Annotated in this window: 17 protein-coding genes; 4 read left to right on the forward strand and 13 right to left on the reverse strand. The window is 44.7% G+C overall.

Features of this window, described 5'->3' with window-relative positions; genetic code table 11:
• Position 1: 1 nt before the first annotated feature.
• Positions 2-574 carry a hypothetical protein gene (locus tag ABDW16_RS09015; protein WP_343669164.1) on the reverse strand — a complete coding sequence of 191 codons (573 nt, stop codon included), beginning with the start codon at positions 572-574 and terminating at the stop codon, positions 2-4.
• A gap of 1117 nt (positions 575-1691) precedes the next feature.
• Between ABDW16_RS09015 and ABDW16_RS09020 the strand changes: the two genes are divergently transcribed.
• Entirely contained in the window at positions 1692-2447 is a 756-nt protein-coding gene (locus tag ABDW16_RS09020; RefSeq protein ID WP_343669166.1) for a geranylgeranylglyceryl/heptaprenylglyceryl phosphate synthase, read from the forward strand.
• A gap of 84 nt (positions 2448-2531) precedes the next feature.
• Here ABDW16_RS09020 and ABDW16_RS09025 read toward each other — a convergent pair whose 3' ends face one another.
• Both ABDW16_RS09025 and ABDW16_RS09030 read right to left on the reverse strand, forming a co-directional pair.
• Complete coding sequence (locus ABDW16_RS09025) at positions 2532-3260, reverse strand: LytTR family transcriptional regulator DNA-binding domain-containing protein (protein ID WP_072358358.1); 729 nt, start codon at positions 3258-3260, stop codon at positions 2532-2534.
• A 140-nt stretch (positions 3261-3400) separates the two neighbouring features.
• Positions 3401-4438, reverse strand: a complete 1038-nt coding sequence (locus ABDW16_RS09030; RefSeq protein WP_343669167.1) for a histidine kinase — start codon at positions 4436-4438, stop codon at positions 3401-3403.
• A gap of 224 nt (positions 4439-4662) precedes the next feature.
• On the opposite strand from ABDW16_RS09030, the gene dxs reads away from it, so the two are divergent.
• Both dxs and ABDW16_RS09040 read left to right on the forward strand, forming a co-directional pair.
• The gene (gene dxs / locus ABDW16_RS09035) at positions 4663-6591 is read left to right on the forward strand and encodes a 1-deoxy-D-xylulose-5-phosphate synthase (RefSeq protein ID WP_343669169.1); all 1929 of its coding nucleotides are present in this window, start codon (positions 4663-4665) and stop codon (positions 6589-6591) included.
• A 69-nt stretch (positions 6592-6660) separates the two neighbouring features.
• Positions 6661-7695: an iron-sulfur cluster-binding domain-containing protein gene (locus tag ABDW16_RS09040; RefSeq protein WP_343669171.1), complete on the forward strand. Its 1035-nt coding sequence runs from the start codon at positions 6661-6663 to the stop codon at positions 7693-7695.
• 21 nt (positions 7696-7716) lie between these two features.
• Here ABDW16_RS09040 and ABDW16_RS09045 read toward each other — a convergent pair whose 3' ends face one another.
• The 8 genes from ABDW16_RS09045 to ABDW16_RS09080 form a co-directional block, all read right to left on the reverse strand.
• Positions 7717-8091 carry a hypothetical protein gene (locus ABDW16_RS09045; protein ID WP_343669172.1) on the reverse strand — a complete coding sequence of 125 codons (375 nt, stop codon included), beginning with the start codon at positions 8089-8091 and terminating at the stop codon, positions 7717-7719.
• 212 nt (positions 8092-8303) lie between these two features.
• The gene (locus ABDW16_RS09050; protein ID WP_343669173.1) at positions 8304-8714 is read right to left on the reverse strand and encodes an OsmC family protein; all 411 of its coding nucleotides are present in this window, start codon (positions 8712-8714) and stop codon (positions 8304-8306) included.
• 293 nt (positions 8715-9007) lie between these two features.
• Positions 9008-9535 carry a YceI family protein gene (locus ABDW16_RS09055; protein ID WP_343669174.1) on the reverse strand — a complete coding sequence of 176 codons (528 nt, stop codon included), beginning with the start codon at positions 9533-9535 and terminating at the stop codon, positions 9008-9010.
• Positions 9536-9700: 165 nt separating this feature from the next.
• Positions 9701-10600: a helix-turn-helix domain-containing protein gene (locus ABDW16_RS09060; protein ID WP_343669175.1), complete on the reverse strand. Its 900-nt coding sequence runs from the start codon at positions 10598-10600 to the stop codon at positions 9701-9703.
• The gene (locus tag ABDW16_RS09065; protein WP_343669177.1) at positions 10597-11436 is read right to left on the reverse strand and encodes a segregation/condensation protein A; all 840 of its coding nucleotides are present in this window, start codon (positions 11434-11436) and stop codon (positions 10597-10599) included. Before ABDW16_RS09065 ends, ABDW16_RS09060 begins: the two co-directional genes overlap by 4 nt.
• Before the next feature lie 20 nt (positions 11437-11456).
• Positions 11457-12398 (reverse strand): DUF3078 domain-containing protein, encoded by a 942-nt coding sequence (locus tag ABDW16_RS09070; RefSeq protein ID WP_343669178.1) that lies wholly within the window; start codon positions 12396-12398, stop codon positions 11457-11459.
• Between the two features lie 165 nt (positions 12399-12563).
• Complete coding sequence (gene mscL, locus ABDW16_RS09075; protein ID WP_343669180.1) at positions 12564-12995, reverse strand: large conductance mechanosensitive channel protein MscL; 432 nt, start codon at positions 12993-12995, stop codon at positions 12564-12566.
• A gap of 52 nt (positions 12996-13047) precedes the next feature.
• Entirely contained in the window at positions 13048-13794 is a 747-nt protein-coding gene (locus tag ABDW16_RS09080; RefSeq protein WP_343669182.1) for a PPK2 family polyphosphate kinase, read from the reverse strand.
• Between the two features lie 91 nt (positions 13795-13885).
• On the opposite strand from ABDW16_RS09080, the gene ABDW16_RS09085 reads away from it, so the two are divergent.
• The gene (locus tag ABDW16_RS09085) at positions 13886-14749 is read left to right on the forward strand and encodes a DMT family transporter (RefSeq protein ID WP_343669183.1); all 864 of its coding nucleotides are present in this window, start codon (positions 13886-13888) and stop codon (positions 14747-14749) included.
• Positions 14750-14807: 58 nt separating this feature from the next.
• On the opposite strand, the gene frr is transcribed toward ABDW16_RS09085, so the two are convergent.
• A complete protein-coding gene (gene frr / locus ABDW16_RS09090) occupies positions 14808-15371 on the reverse strand; it encodes a ribosome recycling factor (RefSeq protein ID WP_343669185.1) in 564 nt (187 codons plus the stop codon).
• A 145-nt stretch (positions 15372-15516) separates the two neighbouring features.
• Complete coding sequence (locus tag ABDW16_RS09095; protein ID WP_343669187.1) at positions 15517-16665, reverse strand: MraY family glycosyltransferase; 1149 nt, start codon at positions 16663-16665, stop codon at positions 15517-15519.
• Positions 16666-16813: the final 148 nt, after the last annotated feature.

The following is a 16813-nucleotide window of genomic DNA, read 5'->3' on the forward strand; positions in this document are numbered from 1 at the left end:
GTTATTTAACAACTGGAATGGAAATTTGGCTCTCCATATCATCCCTGGTGCTCACAGGCGCATATTTTTTATGACTGGCCACAGGGGCCTTCTTAGGCGTACCATCTGTCAGATCATCTTCGCTCAGACCAGGGAAATTATTCTTAATAAACTGAAAGTACTGTTGTAACGTTTTCGCATCTACTTTAAACGGAAATGCAGGTTCTTCGGCTATCGCCTTCATATCGTTTGTATTGATACGGGAACCATTCTGCAGGTACCATTTATATAAATCCACTATGCCTTTCTTCAGATCCTCCTCATACATCTTATCACCATCCTGATCCTTTGGTAACATCCATACGTACTCCTCCACGCGGGTAGCACGTGCAGTTTTTGTTACGGTGGTAGCTTTATCAGAATTATCGCAGTTAGCAGATTTACATTTTTCCTTTTCCTTTTCCCCCTTTTCGCCCTCCTTATCTTTCTTCCTTTCCTCGTTCCAGGTATTGTCCGGTTTCCTCTTTCCGCTAATGGCGCTTGCTGATGATACTGTGGCACAACCGACCAACAGCAGGAACAGCAGCTTTTTCATAGTGTAAAATATTTGTAAGTCTAAAAATACAAAATCCCGGTCAAAAAATGGAAACTGTTTTTACCTGAGGTTGCTTATTTCATCTTCCAGCAGGGGAAAAATCCCGCTAAAAAAACAAAAGCAATGGATAAACCATTGCTTTCGAGAGTCATTTTACATTGCATGAAGATTCACGCCTGTAGGAATTAATTGGTTTTTCATAGGACAGTAACCATAATAAAATTAATACAATAACAAATATAATAAATATATACAGTAATGGTAATATCTCCATAAATATTTGAAATACTTCAATTTATTAGATCAATCTTAAAAAAACGTATAAAAAAATAATGGATTTATGGTAAATCCAAAATGAGGCTTTTTACGAATATAATTGAAATGCCAACTGAGAGGGAATCCTCACTACAACTGCGATCATATACAAATCGCCGGACAATTTACCAGAGAGATATGTGTAGCGCGAACTAACAGACAAAAAACCTATATTGGGAGTGATAATTATGCCTTTGAACGACAAGGGGTTACCTGAAAATTTATGTGGAAGAAGATCTTAAAATAGGTAAAAACAGACCTTAGAGAAAATAGTAAGGGCACCTGGAAAGGCGCCCTCAATTTGTTACTATCCTATGAAAACCCTATTTGAATACAAATGTAAGGTCATGTTATTTTTCTTTAAAATTTTCCGGGCACAATAACAAATCATTAACAAAGGCCCTGTACGCTAAGTCCTGAGAATGAGGCCGGTAGATGGTTTTCAGGCACTGCCTGACAGCAGGATATTTACATTTGTAAATCCAGTGCAAAGGGCCTCTGCCATTGAGTTTCAGCCCAAACTGGCATAGCCATCCTGTTAACTGACTCAACTTTTTTGTAATTTGCTCGTATCTATCGCTCAAAAAATATTTTTTTATTTTATATGATAAAAAATAACTTTTTAGCTGCTTAATCCGTTACACCTATGTGAATGGCCCAAAGATTGCAGACTGTAAAATTGGAGAGGGGTCAAAACCACGCAGGTTTGAATAGAAAATAGCTCCCATGCATATTTCTCTAAGACTGTGACTTATTACCAAAAAATTTATACTTTTGCGACAACCGGAACAATGCTATTTTGATGCACAATAAAATATACAATTCTTTCATCGACAGGAAGGCAAAAGGAATCAAATCCTTTGCAGTACTGATTGATCCGGATAAGGTAACTCCAGCAGGAGCAGCTGACCTGGCCGCTAAATGTACAGCGGCAAAGGTTGACTATATCTTTCTTGGAGGGAGCCTTGTGATTACCTCTCATCTAGACGAGTGTGTACAGCAGTTGAAATCCAACTGTGATATACCAGTAGTTTTGTTTCCCGGAAGCCCTTCCCAGGTTTCCCGCTATGCAGATGCACTGTTATATTTATCCTTAATCTCAGGCCGTAATCCGGAATTACTCATTGGTCAGCACGTCATCTCTGCACCCGCAGTGAAAAAGAGCGGACTCGAAGTGATCTCGACAGGTTACATGGTCATAGATGGAGGAGCACCTACAACCGTATCCTACATCAGTAACACGACTCCCATTCCTGCAGACAAAGACGACATTGCCATGTGTACCGCCATCGCCGGCGAAATGCTGGGCCTCAAAGTAGTCTATATGGACGCCGGCAGCGGCGCGCGGGAACCCATTACTGAAAGTATGATTGCCCGTGTGGCCAGCCAGGTGAGCGCCCCTATCATTGTGGGCGGTGGTATCCGGGATGCCGAAAAAGCCTATCTGAACTGTAAGGCTGGCGCCGACATCATCGTAGTCGGAAATGCTATTGAGAAAGACGCTTCTTTAATCAAGGAAATTGCAGATGCTGTACACGCAGCACCTGTATTAAGATAATAGTTCCTACAACTAAAAAAATTAAAGTCCCCTCCGGAGAGGGGACTTTTTGTTGTATTTCTAAGTTTTAAACCTGTACGTTGCTTAGAGACTCATCATCTCCTTAAACTTCACTGCCTGCCTTCTGCTCACCTCTATCTTTTCTCCCCCACGCATTTCCAGCAGTAAACCGCCATTGAAGTAAGTATCTATTTTTTCTATCATCCGCAGATTCACAATGTGCTTCCGGTTGGCACGGAAAAAAGTTCTTTCGTCCAAACGCTCTTCCAACGCATTCAATGACTTCAGGATCAATGGTTTGTTGGTTTCAAAATACACCCGTGCATAGTTGCCCACACTTTCAAAAAGGCGAATTTCCTGCAGCTTCACAAACCAGCAGCGATCCCCGTCTTTTACAAATACCTGGTCGTTTTCAGAGAGAATAGTTCTGATCGCACCTACTTCGGCCTGTCTTTCCTTTTCTTCCTGCTGATGCAGTTTGTGTATGGCATCGGCCAGCCTTTTGGGCTCTACCGGCTTCAGCAGGTAGTCCAGGGCGTTATACTCAAATGCTTTCAGCGCATGCTCGTCGTATGCTGTGGTGAATATTACCTGGGGAGCTTTCTCGAGCTCAGCCAGTAAGTCAAAACCTGTTTTGTCAGGCATCTGGATATCCAGGAACAGGAGGTCCGGATGCAGGGTTTCAATCTTGTCCAGGCCATCTTTTGCATTTACCGCTTCTCCTACCACCACAATTTCAGGATGGTCTGCCAGCAGCTTTTTGAGCTCACTCCTGGCTAATCTTTCATCGTCAATAATTAAAGCTTTTTTCATGAGCAGTTGCTTGTTTTGATCGCTGCGCGTTACTATAAATCTAAGAATTTTATTCAATTTGCTGCCAGATCCACTTTTCAGCCTTCGGCAGAACGTGTACAACTTTTTTTCCGCCCCGGCGGGGCCTTGTCTCACACCTCCTACACCAACGGCATCACTACCTTCACCTCTACCATCTCGCCGTCTTTATTATAAATATTGAAAGACGCCCTGCTGCCAAACAGCATACTCAACCTTTGTCTCGTACTCTGTATCCCAAATCCAAATCCCGGACCTGATGCAGACAGTTGTCCCGTATTCTCAATCGTTATCTCATGCTGCATATTGTTTACATGAGATGCTATCAGCACCGTTCCACCCGTGATAATCCTGGATATCCCATGCTTGATTGCATTTTCCACCAGCGTTTGCAACATCATTGGTGGAATGGGCAATTCCAGCGTTTCAGGATCAATATCATACTCCACTTTCAACCTTTCTTCGAACCGGATGGTCTCCAGCGCCAGGTAATCTTTCACGATGCTCAGCTCATTTTCCAGGCTCACCGTCTCCGCTTTTTCCACCTGCATGGAGCTCCGGAGTATGTTTGACAACTCAGTGATGGCAGTTCTTGCCCTTTGCGGGTTTTCATCTACCAGTGCCCTGATACTGTTCAGCGCGTTAAAGATAAAATGTGGATTCAGCTGTGACTTGATCGTTTTCAATTCCAGCTCCTTCACCGTACTTTCCAGCTTCAACTTATCTACCTGTGTATTCCTGCTTCGGTCTATATAGTGCCACACAAAATAAATGAGCCACCAGATAGCCGTGATCAGGAAGATAGGTAAGAGGAAATTGACCGTTTTCAGGTCGGTAAATGCCCGCTGCTGGCCCAGATCACGAAATAAATTGCCCACAGCAATATTACCAACATATATAATGACCCCGGCACCTACCGTCAATCCAAAGAATAACAGCATCTGGCTCTCAAAGCTGTACTGGAACCAGTTAATACGCTGCAGAATGCTCCGGAGTAAATGGGTGGCCACCAGGCCAAAAAATATAATGAGCAGCAGGTTGATAGTGTAGGACCTGTCTATACTTCCCTGGTAAGAATAGGCGAAGAATATATTTACGACAAAATAAGCAGCCCATCCAGCTATCTGACACCACCAATATTTTGATATTCGTTTAAACATCTATTTGAAATTAATAAACAACTGCTACATTTCAAAAATAGCTCAGCTGATACCTTCTCTTTCAAAAATACCATTAGCCAGTGGTATACAGCAACAGGTGCAGATGTACGGAATTCTACAAGGCCAAATGGTTGTATGTGCTGATTATTGGCAAATGAATTGCTAAGTGCATACACACATTATTTATCGTACTTTTGTGTATTAAAATCCTGCATCCAACAGATATGAACATTACGCCGGGCCCATTGTTGGGCAACATCCAAACCCCTGCTGATTTGCGGAAGCTAAGTAAAGAACAGCTGCATGAGGTTAGTGAAGAACTCCGCCAGTTCATTATTGACGTGGTAAGTGTGCATGGTGGCCACTTTGCGGCCAGCCTGGGAGTAGTAGAACTTTCAGTAGCCCTGCACTATGTATTCAATACCCCCTATGATCAGCTGGTATGGGATGTAGGTCACCAGGCATATGGACACAAAATCCTTACCGGCAGAAGGGATGTGTTCCATACCAACCGCAAGTACCACGGTATCAGTGGTTTCCCCAAAAGAGATGAAAGCCCCTACGACACCTTTGGCGTAGGTCACTCCTCTACCTCCCTCTCCGCAGCCCTGGGTATGGCCATCGCCTCCAAATTCAAAGGAGAAACCGACCGCCAGCATATTGCTGTGATCGGCGATGGTGCTATGACTGCTGGTATGGCCTTCGAAGCCCTCAACCACGCAGGCGTAGCCAATGCAAATGTGCTCTTTATCCTCAACGATAACTGCATGTCCATCGACCCGAACGTGGGCGCACTCAAAGAATACCTGACCGACATTACCACTTCGCCTACCTACAACAAGTTTCGCGACGATGTATGGAACCTGTTGGGTAAACTCCCTGTAGGCAAGCGCTTTACCCGCGATATGGCATCCAAACTGGAAGCTGGTATCAAAGGCGTGGTATCCGGCTCCAGCAACCTCTTTGAATCTTTGAAACTCCGTTACTTCGGTCCTATAGACGGGCATAATATCATCAAACTGGTAGATACCCTGCAGGACCTGAAAGATATTCCCGGCCCTAAACTGCTCCATATCGTTACCACCAAAGGGAAAGGATATGCCCTGGCAGAAAAGGACCAGACTACCTGGCACGCGCCAGGCCTGTTCGACAAAATCACAGGTGAAATCTTCAAAAAAGTACCCGATAAGCCACAACCTCCTAAATACCAGGATGTGTTTGGGCATACCATTATAGAACTCGCAGAGCAGAATAATACCATCATGGGTATTACACCTGCCATGCCTTCCGGCTCCTCCCTCAAATACATGATGGAACAAATGCCGGACCGCGCCTTCGACGTGGGCATCTGTGAGCAACATGCCGTTACCCTCTCTGCCGGTCTGGCTACACAGGGTATGCGGGTGTTCTGTACTATCTACTCTTCCTTCTTCCAGCGTGCGTACGATCAGGCACTGCATGACGTAGCCATCCAGAAACTCCCTGTAGTATTCTGCCTGGACCGCGCCGGGCTGGTAGGTGAAGATGGCCCTACTCACCACGGTGCTTACGACATCGCTTACATGCGTTGCGTTCCAAACGTGGTGATCAGCTCACCCATGAATGAAGAGGAACTGCGCAACCTTATGTACACCTCCCAGCTGCCAACCCAACAACAGCCTTTCGTGATCCGCTATCCGAGAGGGCAGGGTGTAATGCCTGAGTGGCGTCAGCCTTTCAAAGAAATTAAAGTAGGTACCGGTCGCAAACTGCGGAACGGTAAAGATATCGCCATCCTCTCCCTGGGGCATGTAGGTAACTTTGTGACTGAAGCCTGCAAAAACCTGCTGGCAGATGATTTGCAACCTGCTCATTACGATATGCGCTTTGTGAAGCCACTCGATGAAGAAATGCTGCATGAAATATTCAGCCAGTTCGATAAAGTAATTACTGTGGAAGACCATGCGATCAACGGTGGTTTTGGTAGTGCTGTACTGGAATTCATGGTAGACCACGGGTATACTGCAAAAGTAAAACGCCTGGGTATACCTGATCGTATCATTGAGCATGGCAAGCCTGAAGAGCTGCACCGTGAGTGTGGATTTGATGCAGCAGGCATCGCTGCTACAGTAAGAGAAATGCTCAAAGACAAGGTGACTGTAACGTCTATATGATTATCATCTCCTCCTGAATAAAAAAGCGCTTTGGTCTGTGACCAAGGCGTTTTTTTTATTTTTGTCTATATGCATTTACAACTTCAGATCACTGCTATCATAAAGGAAACGGCCGATACCTTTACATACAGGTTTCAGCCTGTGAATGGAGAACCGGTAGTCTATGAGGCTGGTCAGTTCCTGACCTTTCTTATCGAATTGCATGGTGTAGAATATCGTCGTTCTTACTCTTTCAGCTCTGCACCCGGTATAGACCCTGCCCCTGCTGTTACTATCCGTCGTAAGGAGAATGGAGAGATCTCCCGCCACATCCATGATCACTGGAAAGTGGGAGACATCATCACCACCCTGCAACCCTCCGGCAGGTTTACGCTGGATGAAATTCCCGGAAGCCCTTTCGATGTCTTTTTATTTGGCGCCGGCAGTGGTATCACCCCGCTTTTTTCCCTGCTCAAATACATCCTGCATTATCACACCCAGGCACATATCAAACTGGTCTATAGCAGTCCGACACAGGAGCAAACGATCTTTCACCAACAACTGCAGTCCCTGCAGGAGCAATATGCTGAACAACTCCACATCATTTACCTCTTCAGTGCCGAAGGTATCGTTCGCCGGCTCAGCAACGGTTTGCTGGAACCATTGGTAAAAGAGCAATTAAAATACAATTCCTCGCTCGCACAATTCTTCGTGTGCGGGCCACCTGAATACATGCGTATGGCGCTGCTTACACTCACCTTCATGGGTTATAGCAAACAGCAGCTGCACAAGGAAAACTTTATAGTGGATACAGCGCCCCAGCTGGCACGCATTGGTACACCAACAGACAGTACCCTCAAAACAGTACTGATCAAAAAAGGCGGTGAAAGCTATGAGCTAAAACTACCGGGCAACAAGAATATATTGTCCGAAGCTTTAGCTCAGGGCATTACACTGCCATACAGCTGCAAGGGAGGGGTTTGTGGTTCCTGCACAGCCCGTTGTACCCAGGGAACAATATGGATGGCATTGAATGAAGTGCTCACTGAAAAAGAGATGGCACAGGGCTACCTGCTTACCTGCACGGGTTATGCAGTTAGTGAGACAGTCATCATAGAAATATAATTCTATTTTTTACCAGCAAGGTTATGAAAAAGCGGAGAATGCATTGAATTCTTCCTGCAACTCATTATATAGCTTTCTGAATGTTTGCATGCGATCTTCCATTGTGGCGCAGTCATCCACGGGGCGGTCGTCGTGTAGTACAGCGAGCTGACCATTGTTGGAGATCTTTTTAGCGCATTGCTTTAAGTCGTGGAACATCTCATCCGATACCTCTAACTGACGGATGAACTGATTTTGAAAATGCTCAATCTGGGCCAGAGAGTCTTCGTCTGATTTCTTGCTGGATAGCAATTCCAGACGATTTTGCATTGACCGGACGGTATCTCTGACACTATTTACTTCTACCTTCCAGTCCTGAATCTGTTCGAGCTCTGATGTTTGTGCTGAAACTTCCATATGTATTGATTTTGCTGTGAAAAAAATAGCTGATCAATCATGATTGCCTTGCGTAAACAAGTCCTGTTTATAACACATTTCTAAGGTACAAACCTTTTTATCAATAGAAAAAGGCAATTTGTTTTTTAACAAATTGCCTTTCTGCTACCCCTGTTTGGGAGCGGATTCATATCATTTCGGCAGAGCCGAAATGATGTGAATCCGCAGGTAATTTATACTAAGCTTGCATCCAGCGTAATTTCCGTATTCAACAACTTCGAAATAGGACAATTCGTTCTCGCCTCTTCTGCCAGTTCTGCAAACTTCGCTGCATCCAAACCCGGTACGGTTGCTTTCAACTCCAGGTGACTACCCGTTACTGCACCATTCTCCAGCGTTACTGTCGCCTTCGTATCCAGGTTCCCAGGTGTGAAACCCGCACCTGAAATAAGGAAGCTCAATTTCATTGTAAAACAGCCCGCATGCGCAGCTGCAATCAGTTCTTCAGGGTTAGTACCGTTGCCATCTTCAAAACGGCTCTTGTATGAATAAGGGGTGCCGTTCAGTACAGCAGACTGTGTAGTAACTGTTCCTTTCCCATCCTTGCCTGTACCTTGCCAGTTAGCAGAAGCATTTCTCTTCATGATTCAGTGTTTTGTGTAGATTAAATAATGTATTTGAAGGGATCTCTAAATTACTACTTCTTTTGTTCTTCCCAACCCCGCACTCACGTAGATTTTTCTCTACATACGCAGAATAAAAAAAAGCCGCCCCGATTGGGACGGCTACTCACTATTTCTGGCAATCTATCCTTAAAAAGTTATTGCTCCAAAGATCACAAATGCACCCTGCACGCTTCGATTTGTATTATTGCCTGTTCCGATCTAATGTTCCTTTATACCAGTCCGGATTGCCAGAAATCTTCCACTATTCCTGATTAGCCTTGTTTTACCAATTGCACACCCGCCAGCAGTTTCACTTCTTCACCTAACAGCAGACCACCATTGTCGGTAGTACCGTTGAAAGTAATGCCATACTCTTTTCTCGCGATTTTACCTTTTACTTCAAAGCCAGCCTTTGTTTGTCCATATGGATCCTTTACAATACCGCTGAATTCTACAGCCAGTTCTACTGGTTTGGTCACACCACGCATAGTCAGGTCACCAGTTACTTTATAATTCTCGTCGTCTACTTTCTTTACACCGGTAGATACGAAAGTCAGTTTAGGATATTGCGCTGCATGGAAGAAATCTTCTGCCTGCAGGTGCTGGTCACGTTGCTCATTCTTGGTAGTGATGCCAGCTATATCAGCCTCGAAAGAGATCTTAGCATCGCTGAAATCGTCGTTGCTGCTTTCTACAGTAGCATCGTATTTAGTAAAATAACCAGTTACGTTAGTGATCATCAGGTGCTTAATCTTGAATTCTACATCACTATGAGATTGATCAATTTTCCAGATTGCCATAAAATAAGAGTTTTAGTTTTTTTGAATGTTTTTTAATATCTAAAGGATTAATTGCCTTGTTCGTTGTTTGATGATGTAAAATTAATCGTTGCAACAACTATTCGAAATGGATAAAAAGAGGAAAGTGGTGGACTTTTTTACTCCAACCAACTAACTAATTGATTATCAAATGGCAAGTTTCCCGGTATCTTTGAATTCAGAAGGGGTCTGACCGGTATATTTCTTAAAAAAGCGGCTAAAGTAATGCGGGTCTTCAAAACCTAACTTATATGCAATCTCTTTTGCTGACAGGTCGGTATTATATAAATAACGCTGCGCTTCCAGGATCACCCGGTTGCGGATATGTTCTCCGGCGGTAATACCTGACTGCTGCTTGCTGATCTCATTCAGCAATACAGGTTTCACATGCATCAATCCTGCATAGTCAGATACCGTTTTCAGGGTGGTATATTTCTCTTCGATGAGGTTCTTGAATTGTAAAAACAGGGAGCTGTTGTGCGAAGCATGCTGATCGGGAGTAGCTATCATACTGCTGCCTTTGATACGGGAGGCCAGTACCAGGAAGTACCGCAGCAGCCCATGCAAAGCTGTATCAAAACCTGGCTCCTGGTCCTTCACTTCTTTTCTCATGAGCTGAACCAGCATCTCAAAATCCCTTTCCTGCTCGGGTTGCAGGGTGATCACCGTGCTGAACTGATTATTGAAAAAGAGGGAGGAATTGATACCCATCAGCGAAGCTGCCTGGTCTTTCAGACACATAAATGCATCCTGGAAAGCGATCATATAGCCTTCTATCTTTTCGCTGAAGGTCATCGTATGTACCTGGCCGGGGGCCAGGAAATAAAGGGTATTCTTATTTACTTCGTACGTTACTGCATCAATGGTAGGCTCAATATGCCCCTCCTTGATCCAATAGATTGTATAGAAGTCGTGGCGATGGGGTTTCCCGTTAGTGGCAAAAAAGCTCTCTTTCAGCTCACAGATGCTGGAAGCAACAAAGTTGCTGTCTGCCTGCGCATAAGCCGGTAGAGAAACGATTTCGATATGTTCTTTTTTGTCACTCATTCCAGTTCCAGTACACCCGCTACGTCCAGTTCGCGGTCTTCAGGTTCTATAAAATCGATGATAAAATTATTCCGGCCTTCACCCACCATAATGGTCATATATTTCATCTGCACCAGTTCCAGCATCCCCAGGAAGAGGAAAATAGCGTGCACCCTGTCCTGGCAATGATCGAAGATCTTTTCGAATGCCAGCGTTTTCTCCCTTTGAGCCAGTTCTATCATGTACTGGCGGGAGCCTTCCATGGTGTAGTCATATTTATATACGACGTGCTGGGGCTTGTTGTCCCGTTGTTTTACCCGCTGCATCACCTTTTCGAAAGTCTGGGTGAGTTTGAAGAGGGTAAGGGTCTGGATCTCAGTGCCCTCGCTGGTTATTTCACCGATAGTAGACAACTCCCGGGCAATATTCCCTCTTTTGATCATCAGCATCCTGTCTGCCTCTTTTTCGGCCAGCTCGGCAGCTGCCTGTTTGAAGCGTTTGTATTCCAGGATTTTATCAATCAACTCCTGGCGCGGGTCTATTTCCACTCCCTGCTCATCCAGCTCTTTACGGGGCAGCAGCATCTTGGCCTTAATACGCATCAGGGTAGATACGAAAAGGATGAATTCGCTGGCCAGCTCGATGTTGAGCGATTCCAGGTGGTGAATATAATCCAGGAAATCGTTGGTAATAGTGGTGATGGGTATATTGTAGATATCCAGTTCGTCCCGCTCAATAAAGAAGAGCAGCAGGTCAAAAGGCCCCTCGAACTGGGGGAGTTTTATCTTGTATGAGTTGTCGGCCATAATATTATTGATCCCTTCGCCGGGTAAATTCCGGGTGAAGGGATCATTCAAAAATAGGAAAAAATTCCCGCTTAAAACTTTGCCGAGAAACCGACGCCGATCACCTCTTTGACCTGCAGCCGGGGTCCCAATACACCTGTTTTGGGATTCACAAAGGACTTCACGTCATCATCATAGATCAGGTCTACTGATATCACGGCAGAAATATGTTTGTTCACTGCCAGGTTGAGTGAGTTCGTCATATAAAGGTCCACATTCTGTGGATTGTTCCGATAATTGGAGTAAAGGTCTAACCTGCCTTTATATACGATACCTTTTGCCAGTGTCTGTACGGTATTGATAGTCAGGTAAGCACCAAACTCAGATTTTACATGCTTGCCGGTATCTACGCCAAATGCGGCCTGGGATGCCAGGTAATTGTCCATCACGAATACATAACGACCCGTAATAGGAGAGAAGAACACAGAAAACTGGTCATTGGGCTTATAGTCAATACCCGGAGAAAGGATCAGGTAAGCTGGTGAGAAAAACCTGGATGACAGGGTTTTGGAGGTATCTGTATACAGGTAACCATCAGAAAACTGTGTACGAAGATCAACCAGACCTGACACGTAAAAGTGCTTACCAATGTCATAACCATATTTGGATGTAATGGAGATCAGGTCATCGCTCTTACGGCCACCAAGACTGGTAGTATTTACATAACCGTAGGCAAGGTTCAGCACATTGTCCCAGCTATGTTTACCTTTTTTGTAAAAGGCAAAGGCATTCAGCGTAGAAGCAACAGAGAAAGAAAATTTATCGCCACCCGCGGCCCAGTTGGACAATGTTCCCTGGTTTACGTTCAGGTTAAAAGTGCCTCCTTTTTTCCACACTTTATTTGTAGTGTCAGTTGCATCTTTTTTAATTTTTCCGCTGGCTTCTTCGCGGGAGGTTTTCATCCAGTCTTCCTGTGCATGCAGGATACCAACTGTACATACCAGTAAAATGACCGTCAAAAAGGATCTTCTCATTACAAATTGTGGTTTAAATGCGGGGGTCAGCAGACAGTGAGACCTGTACAGCAGCTTACGAACCGCCTTGAATTAAATTGTTCTCAGGCCGCAAAAATAAAAAACTCTATAACATGCTACAAGGGGGCGCCAATGGCAGCCCCTTGCTTCTACTTATATGAGTAATTATCTTTTTTTCAGTTCATCCCTGATTTCCATCAGCAACTTCTCCTGTGCAGTAGGCGCTGGTGGCGCAGCCGGAGCTTCTTCTTTCTTCTTAGTGAGGGCATTGATCCCTTTCACCAGCAGGAAGATGCAGAAAGCGATAACAAGGAATTCAATGACTGCCTGGATAAAGAGGCCATAAGATAATATGGGGGCACCGGCTTCCTTTGCCTTGGCAAGCGATTCAAAGCTCGTCCCCTTACTGTCGTTCAGTAACCAGTATTTTTCTTTGAAATCTACTTTACCCGTCAGGATACCCAGGATCGGCATAAAGATGTTATCAACCAGTGCAGATACAATTTTTCCGAAGGCAGCACCGATGATCACACCGACTGCGAGGTCAACTACATTTCCTTTGCTGATAAAATCTCTAAATTCTTTAAAGAATCCCATATAACAACTTTTTTTGGTGACGCGAACAAATTTGCAGGTCCAAGATAATACATTAATCATTTAGCGCAGGGTACTTCATCTTCAGCGACAACAGCGTATCCCTTAACGTTTTCGCCACTACGTATTCCTTATACCAGTTATCATCGGCAGGTACAATGATCCAGGGTACTTCATCACAACATTCAAATACATCTTCATAGGCTTTCCTGTACTTCTTCCAGAGCTTTGCTTCTACCAGGTCTCCCTTATTGTATTTCCACATCTTTTTAGGATTGGAAGTCCGCTCCTGCAGCCGTATAGCCTGCTCCTCGGGAGATACATGCAGGTAAAATTTCAGGATGGTCGTATTGCCATGCACTGTCAGCAATCTTTCAAAATCATTGATGGCACTCATACGCTTTTGGATGGTTTTATCATCTACCCATTTATGCACCCGCTGCACTAACACATCTTCATAATGGGAACGATTAAATACCATAATCATACCTTTGGATGGAACCTGCTGATGTACACGCCATAGAAAATCATGATCCAGTTCTGCCTGGGTAGGTACTTTAAATGCCTTTACATCTACACCTTCAGGGTTCATAGTACTCATTACGGAGCGGATAGCACCATCCTTGCCACTGGCATCCATTCCCTGTAGTACAACGAGGATGGCATGTTTATGTTCAGCAAAGAGCAGGTTTTGTAACTCATCCAGCTCTGTTCTAATTTGGGTTGTCAGTTCTTTGATCTTGTCTTTTTCCAGTTTTTTGGGAGCTGTGGTACTGATATCAGCCAGTTTAATCTTACTCATTCTCGTAGCATTTCTACCTAGTGTAACAAAAAATAAACCGAAGTGTTCTCAAATTGCGATCTTTGTAGTGCCATTCTAAAAATAAAAAACCGTGAGCCAACGAACAATTAACTGGGGGATTTTCCTCCTCCTTTCCCTCACCTGGGGCAGCTCTTTCATTCTTATGAAACTAGGTATGGAGCAGCTTTCGCCCTGGCAGGTAGCCAGCCTCCGTATGCTATGCGCAGGCATTTCATTATCACCATTCTTTTTCCGTTTTATCCACAAGATCCCCCTGAAGAAACTGCCCCTGATTTTCCTTTCAGGATTATTAGGCAATTTCTTCCCCGCCTTCCTCTTCTGCATTGCCGAAATGCAGGTAGACAGCGGCCTGGCCGGTATCCTGAACGGATTTACCCCACTCATGACGTTAGTGACAGGGGCGCTGCTGTTTAACAATGCGATCATCAAGCGCCAGCTGCTGGGTATCAGTGCTGGTTTTATCGGGGTCGTATTGTTATTTGCCTCTCAGGGCATCAGCACCAGTTATTGGTACTACGGCCTGTGGATACTCGTAGCCACCGTGTGTTATGGTACAAATATCAACCTTGTACGCAGGCACCTGAAAGATTATTCATCCGTACAGGTGAGTGCGATCTCGCTGGGGTTCTGTGCCATACTGGCTTTGCCGGTATTGATGTACACGCATTTCTTTGCATTGCTGAGTGGTCCTGCCATTCCGTGGACTTCTATTGGTGCAGCAGCAACACTGGGTATACTGGGTAGTGGAATTGCAACAGTATTATTTTATGTGCTGATCAGCAAAACAGGCGCGATGTTCGCCAGCATGGTGACATATGTATTGCCCATTGTGGCGCTGGGCTGGGGTTTCCTGGCAGGAGAGCATATCACTCTTTTACAGGTTCTCAGTCTTGGTATCATCTTAGGCGGTGTATACCTTGTAAACAGGAAATAATTAAAAGAGCCTCCTGTGTATAACAGGAGGCTCTTTTTAATATGTACTGACAATCTACTTAGATCGCCATAATTTCTTTCTCTTTCTGCGCGCAGTGCTTATCAACCAGTTCAATAAATTTATTGGTCAACGACTGAACGTCAGCTTCTGCATCTTTAGCAGTATCCTCGCTCAGACCATCTTTCTGCAATTTTTTTATGCCTTCGATCGCATCACGACGAATATTCCTGATCGCCACTTTAGCATGTTCACCTTCGCCGGCAGCTCTCTTTACAAATTCCTTTCTTCGTTCTTCAGTCAGCGGTGGCAGGAACAGTCTGATGATCTGGCCATCGTTCTGTGGGTTGATACCGATGTTGGAAGCAATGATAGCTCTTTCAATCGGCTGGAGCATATTCCTTTCCCAGGGTTGAACAGTCAGGGTACGCGCGTCGGCCACATTGATATTGGCAACCTGGGCGAGCGGGGTAGGGGCACCATAGTACTCTACAGAGATACCGTCCAAAATGGTTGGAGATGCTTTACCGGCCCGGATCCTGGTCAATTCCAGCTCAAGGTGAGCGATCGCCTTTTCCATGGATTCGCTGGCATCGTCCATGATTAAGTTTAGATCATCTTGCATAGCAAACAAATAATTAAGTGCGTGCAAACCTACAGGAATTATCTGAGATTTTGAAGCCGGGATATGATAGAAATAGAATATAAGGGAAACGGGATGGACAATTGTAGGTTCGTACAGGAAAGTGAGACCTGTAAAAAAAACAGGTTTATTTATCCTGTAAAATTCCTTTGGGATTGACCCTGATAGCGGACTTCGGCATGACCTCCACCACTGGTTTGGTATCATTAACAGTAGCAATGGTCACCTTGTGCAGCATGTTTTCTTTTCTCTTCTTTATCTGATAAAGTACACCAGTGAGAATCAAAGCGGAACCAATCATACTACCCAGTAACCAGGCAGTACCAATATGCTGGAAATAAAATGCAAAAGCAATATAAGCGGCATTGACTACCACACATACCAGGGTAGTCTGGCGATGGTTGAGGTTCAGTGCCAGCAGGTAATGATGCAGGTGGTTACGGTCTGCCGCAAAGGGAGAACGGCCATGTAACATTCTCACTGCAAATACCCTCATGGTATCGAACAGTGGCAGAATCAGGATAGCAATTGCCACCGCAGGCACAGATTCTACAGGCAGCTTGCCTGCAGGGTTGCCCGCCACTTCGATGAACTTAATAGTCAGGATAGCATTCACCAGGCCTACCAGCAGTGAACCGGTATCGCCCATGAAAATCCTGGCCGGAGAAATATTGTAAATCAGGAAAGCAGCTAAGCCACCTGCCATGGAAAAACCCAATACGGCATATACCAGCTGGCCGGTATAAAGAAAATAGGTAGCCAACACGCCGGATACCATCATACCTATACTACCGGCGAGGCCATCCACACCATCAATCAGGTTGAAAGCATTGATAACCACCAGGAATGTAAAGTAGGTCAACAGCAGGCTAAAATGTGGGGGCAGGGTGTTGAAACCCAGGAAACCATACATACTGCTGATCTGTAAATTGCTGAGATAAATTACTGCAAAAGAAGCCATTAGCTGGCCAATGAGTTTCTTTAAGGGGGTCAGTCCTACAATGTCATCCTTCATTCCCACCATAAAAATCACGAAAAATGCAGCCACCATATATTGAAATGGGGAGTCCGCCAACGCAGGTACACAAACCGCCGTAGCAACAATGAATCCTGAGAAAAACGCAATTCCTCCTAAAGTTGGAATCCGTGCCTTATGAGATTTCCTTTCGTCCGGTTCGTCATATAAATGCTTCAGTTCTGCGACCCGGATTAACACGGGGATAGCAAAGTAGGTAATAACGAAACTTAGGACAGTAGCAATTAAAACATTCTCCATTTGGGAGGGACTTGGTCTGTGTGCAAAGATATTAATTTCAATCAAATGTGTATCACCTTATCTGAAAATATACCAGATTACCGGGATCAATAAGTCAGATTACCGGGATCATTAAGTTAAAATGAGGGAATTAGGCAAGATTATGTGC

Origin of the sequence: Chitinophaga sp. (assembly GCF_039596135.1) — a bacterium.
Classification (GTDB): Bacteria; Bacteroidota; Bacteroidia; order Chitinophagales; family Chitinophagaceae; genus Chitinophaga.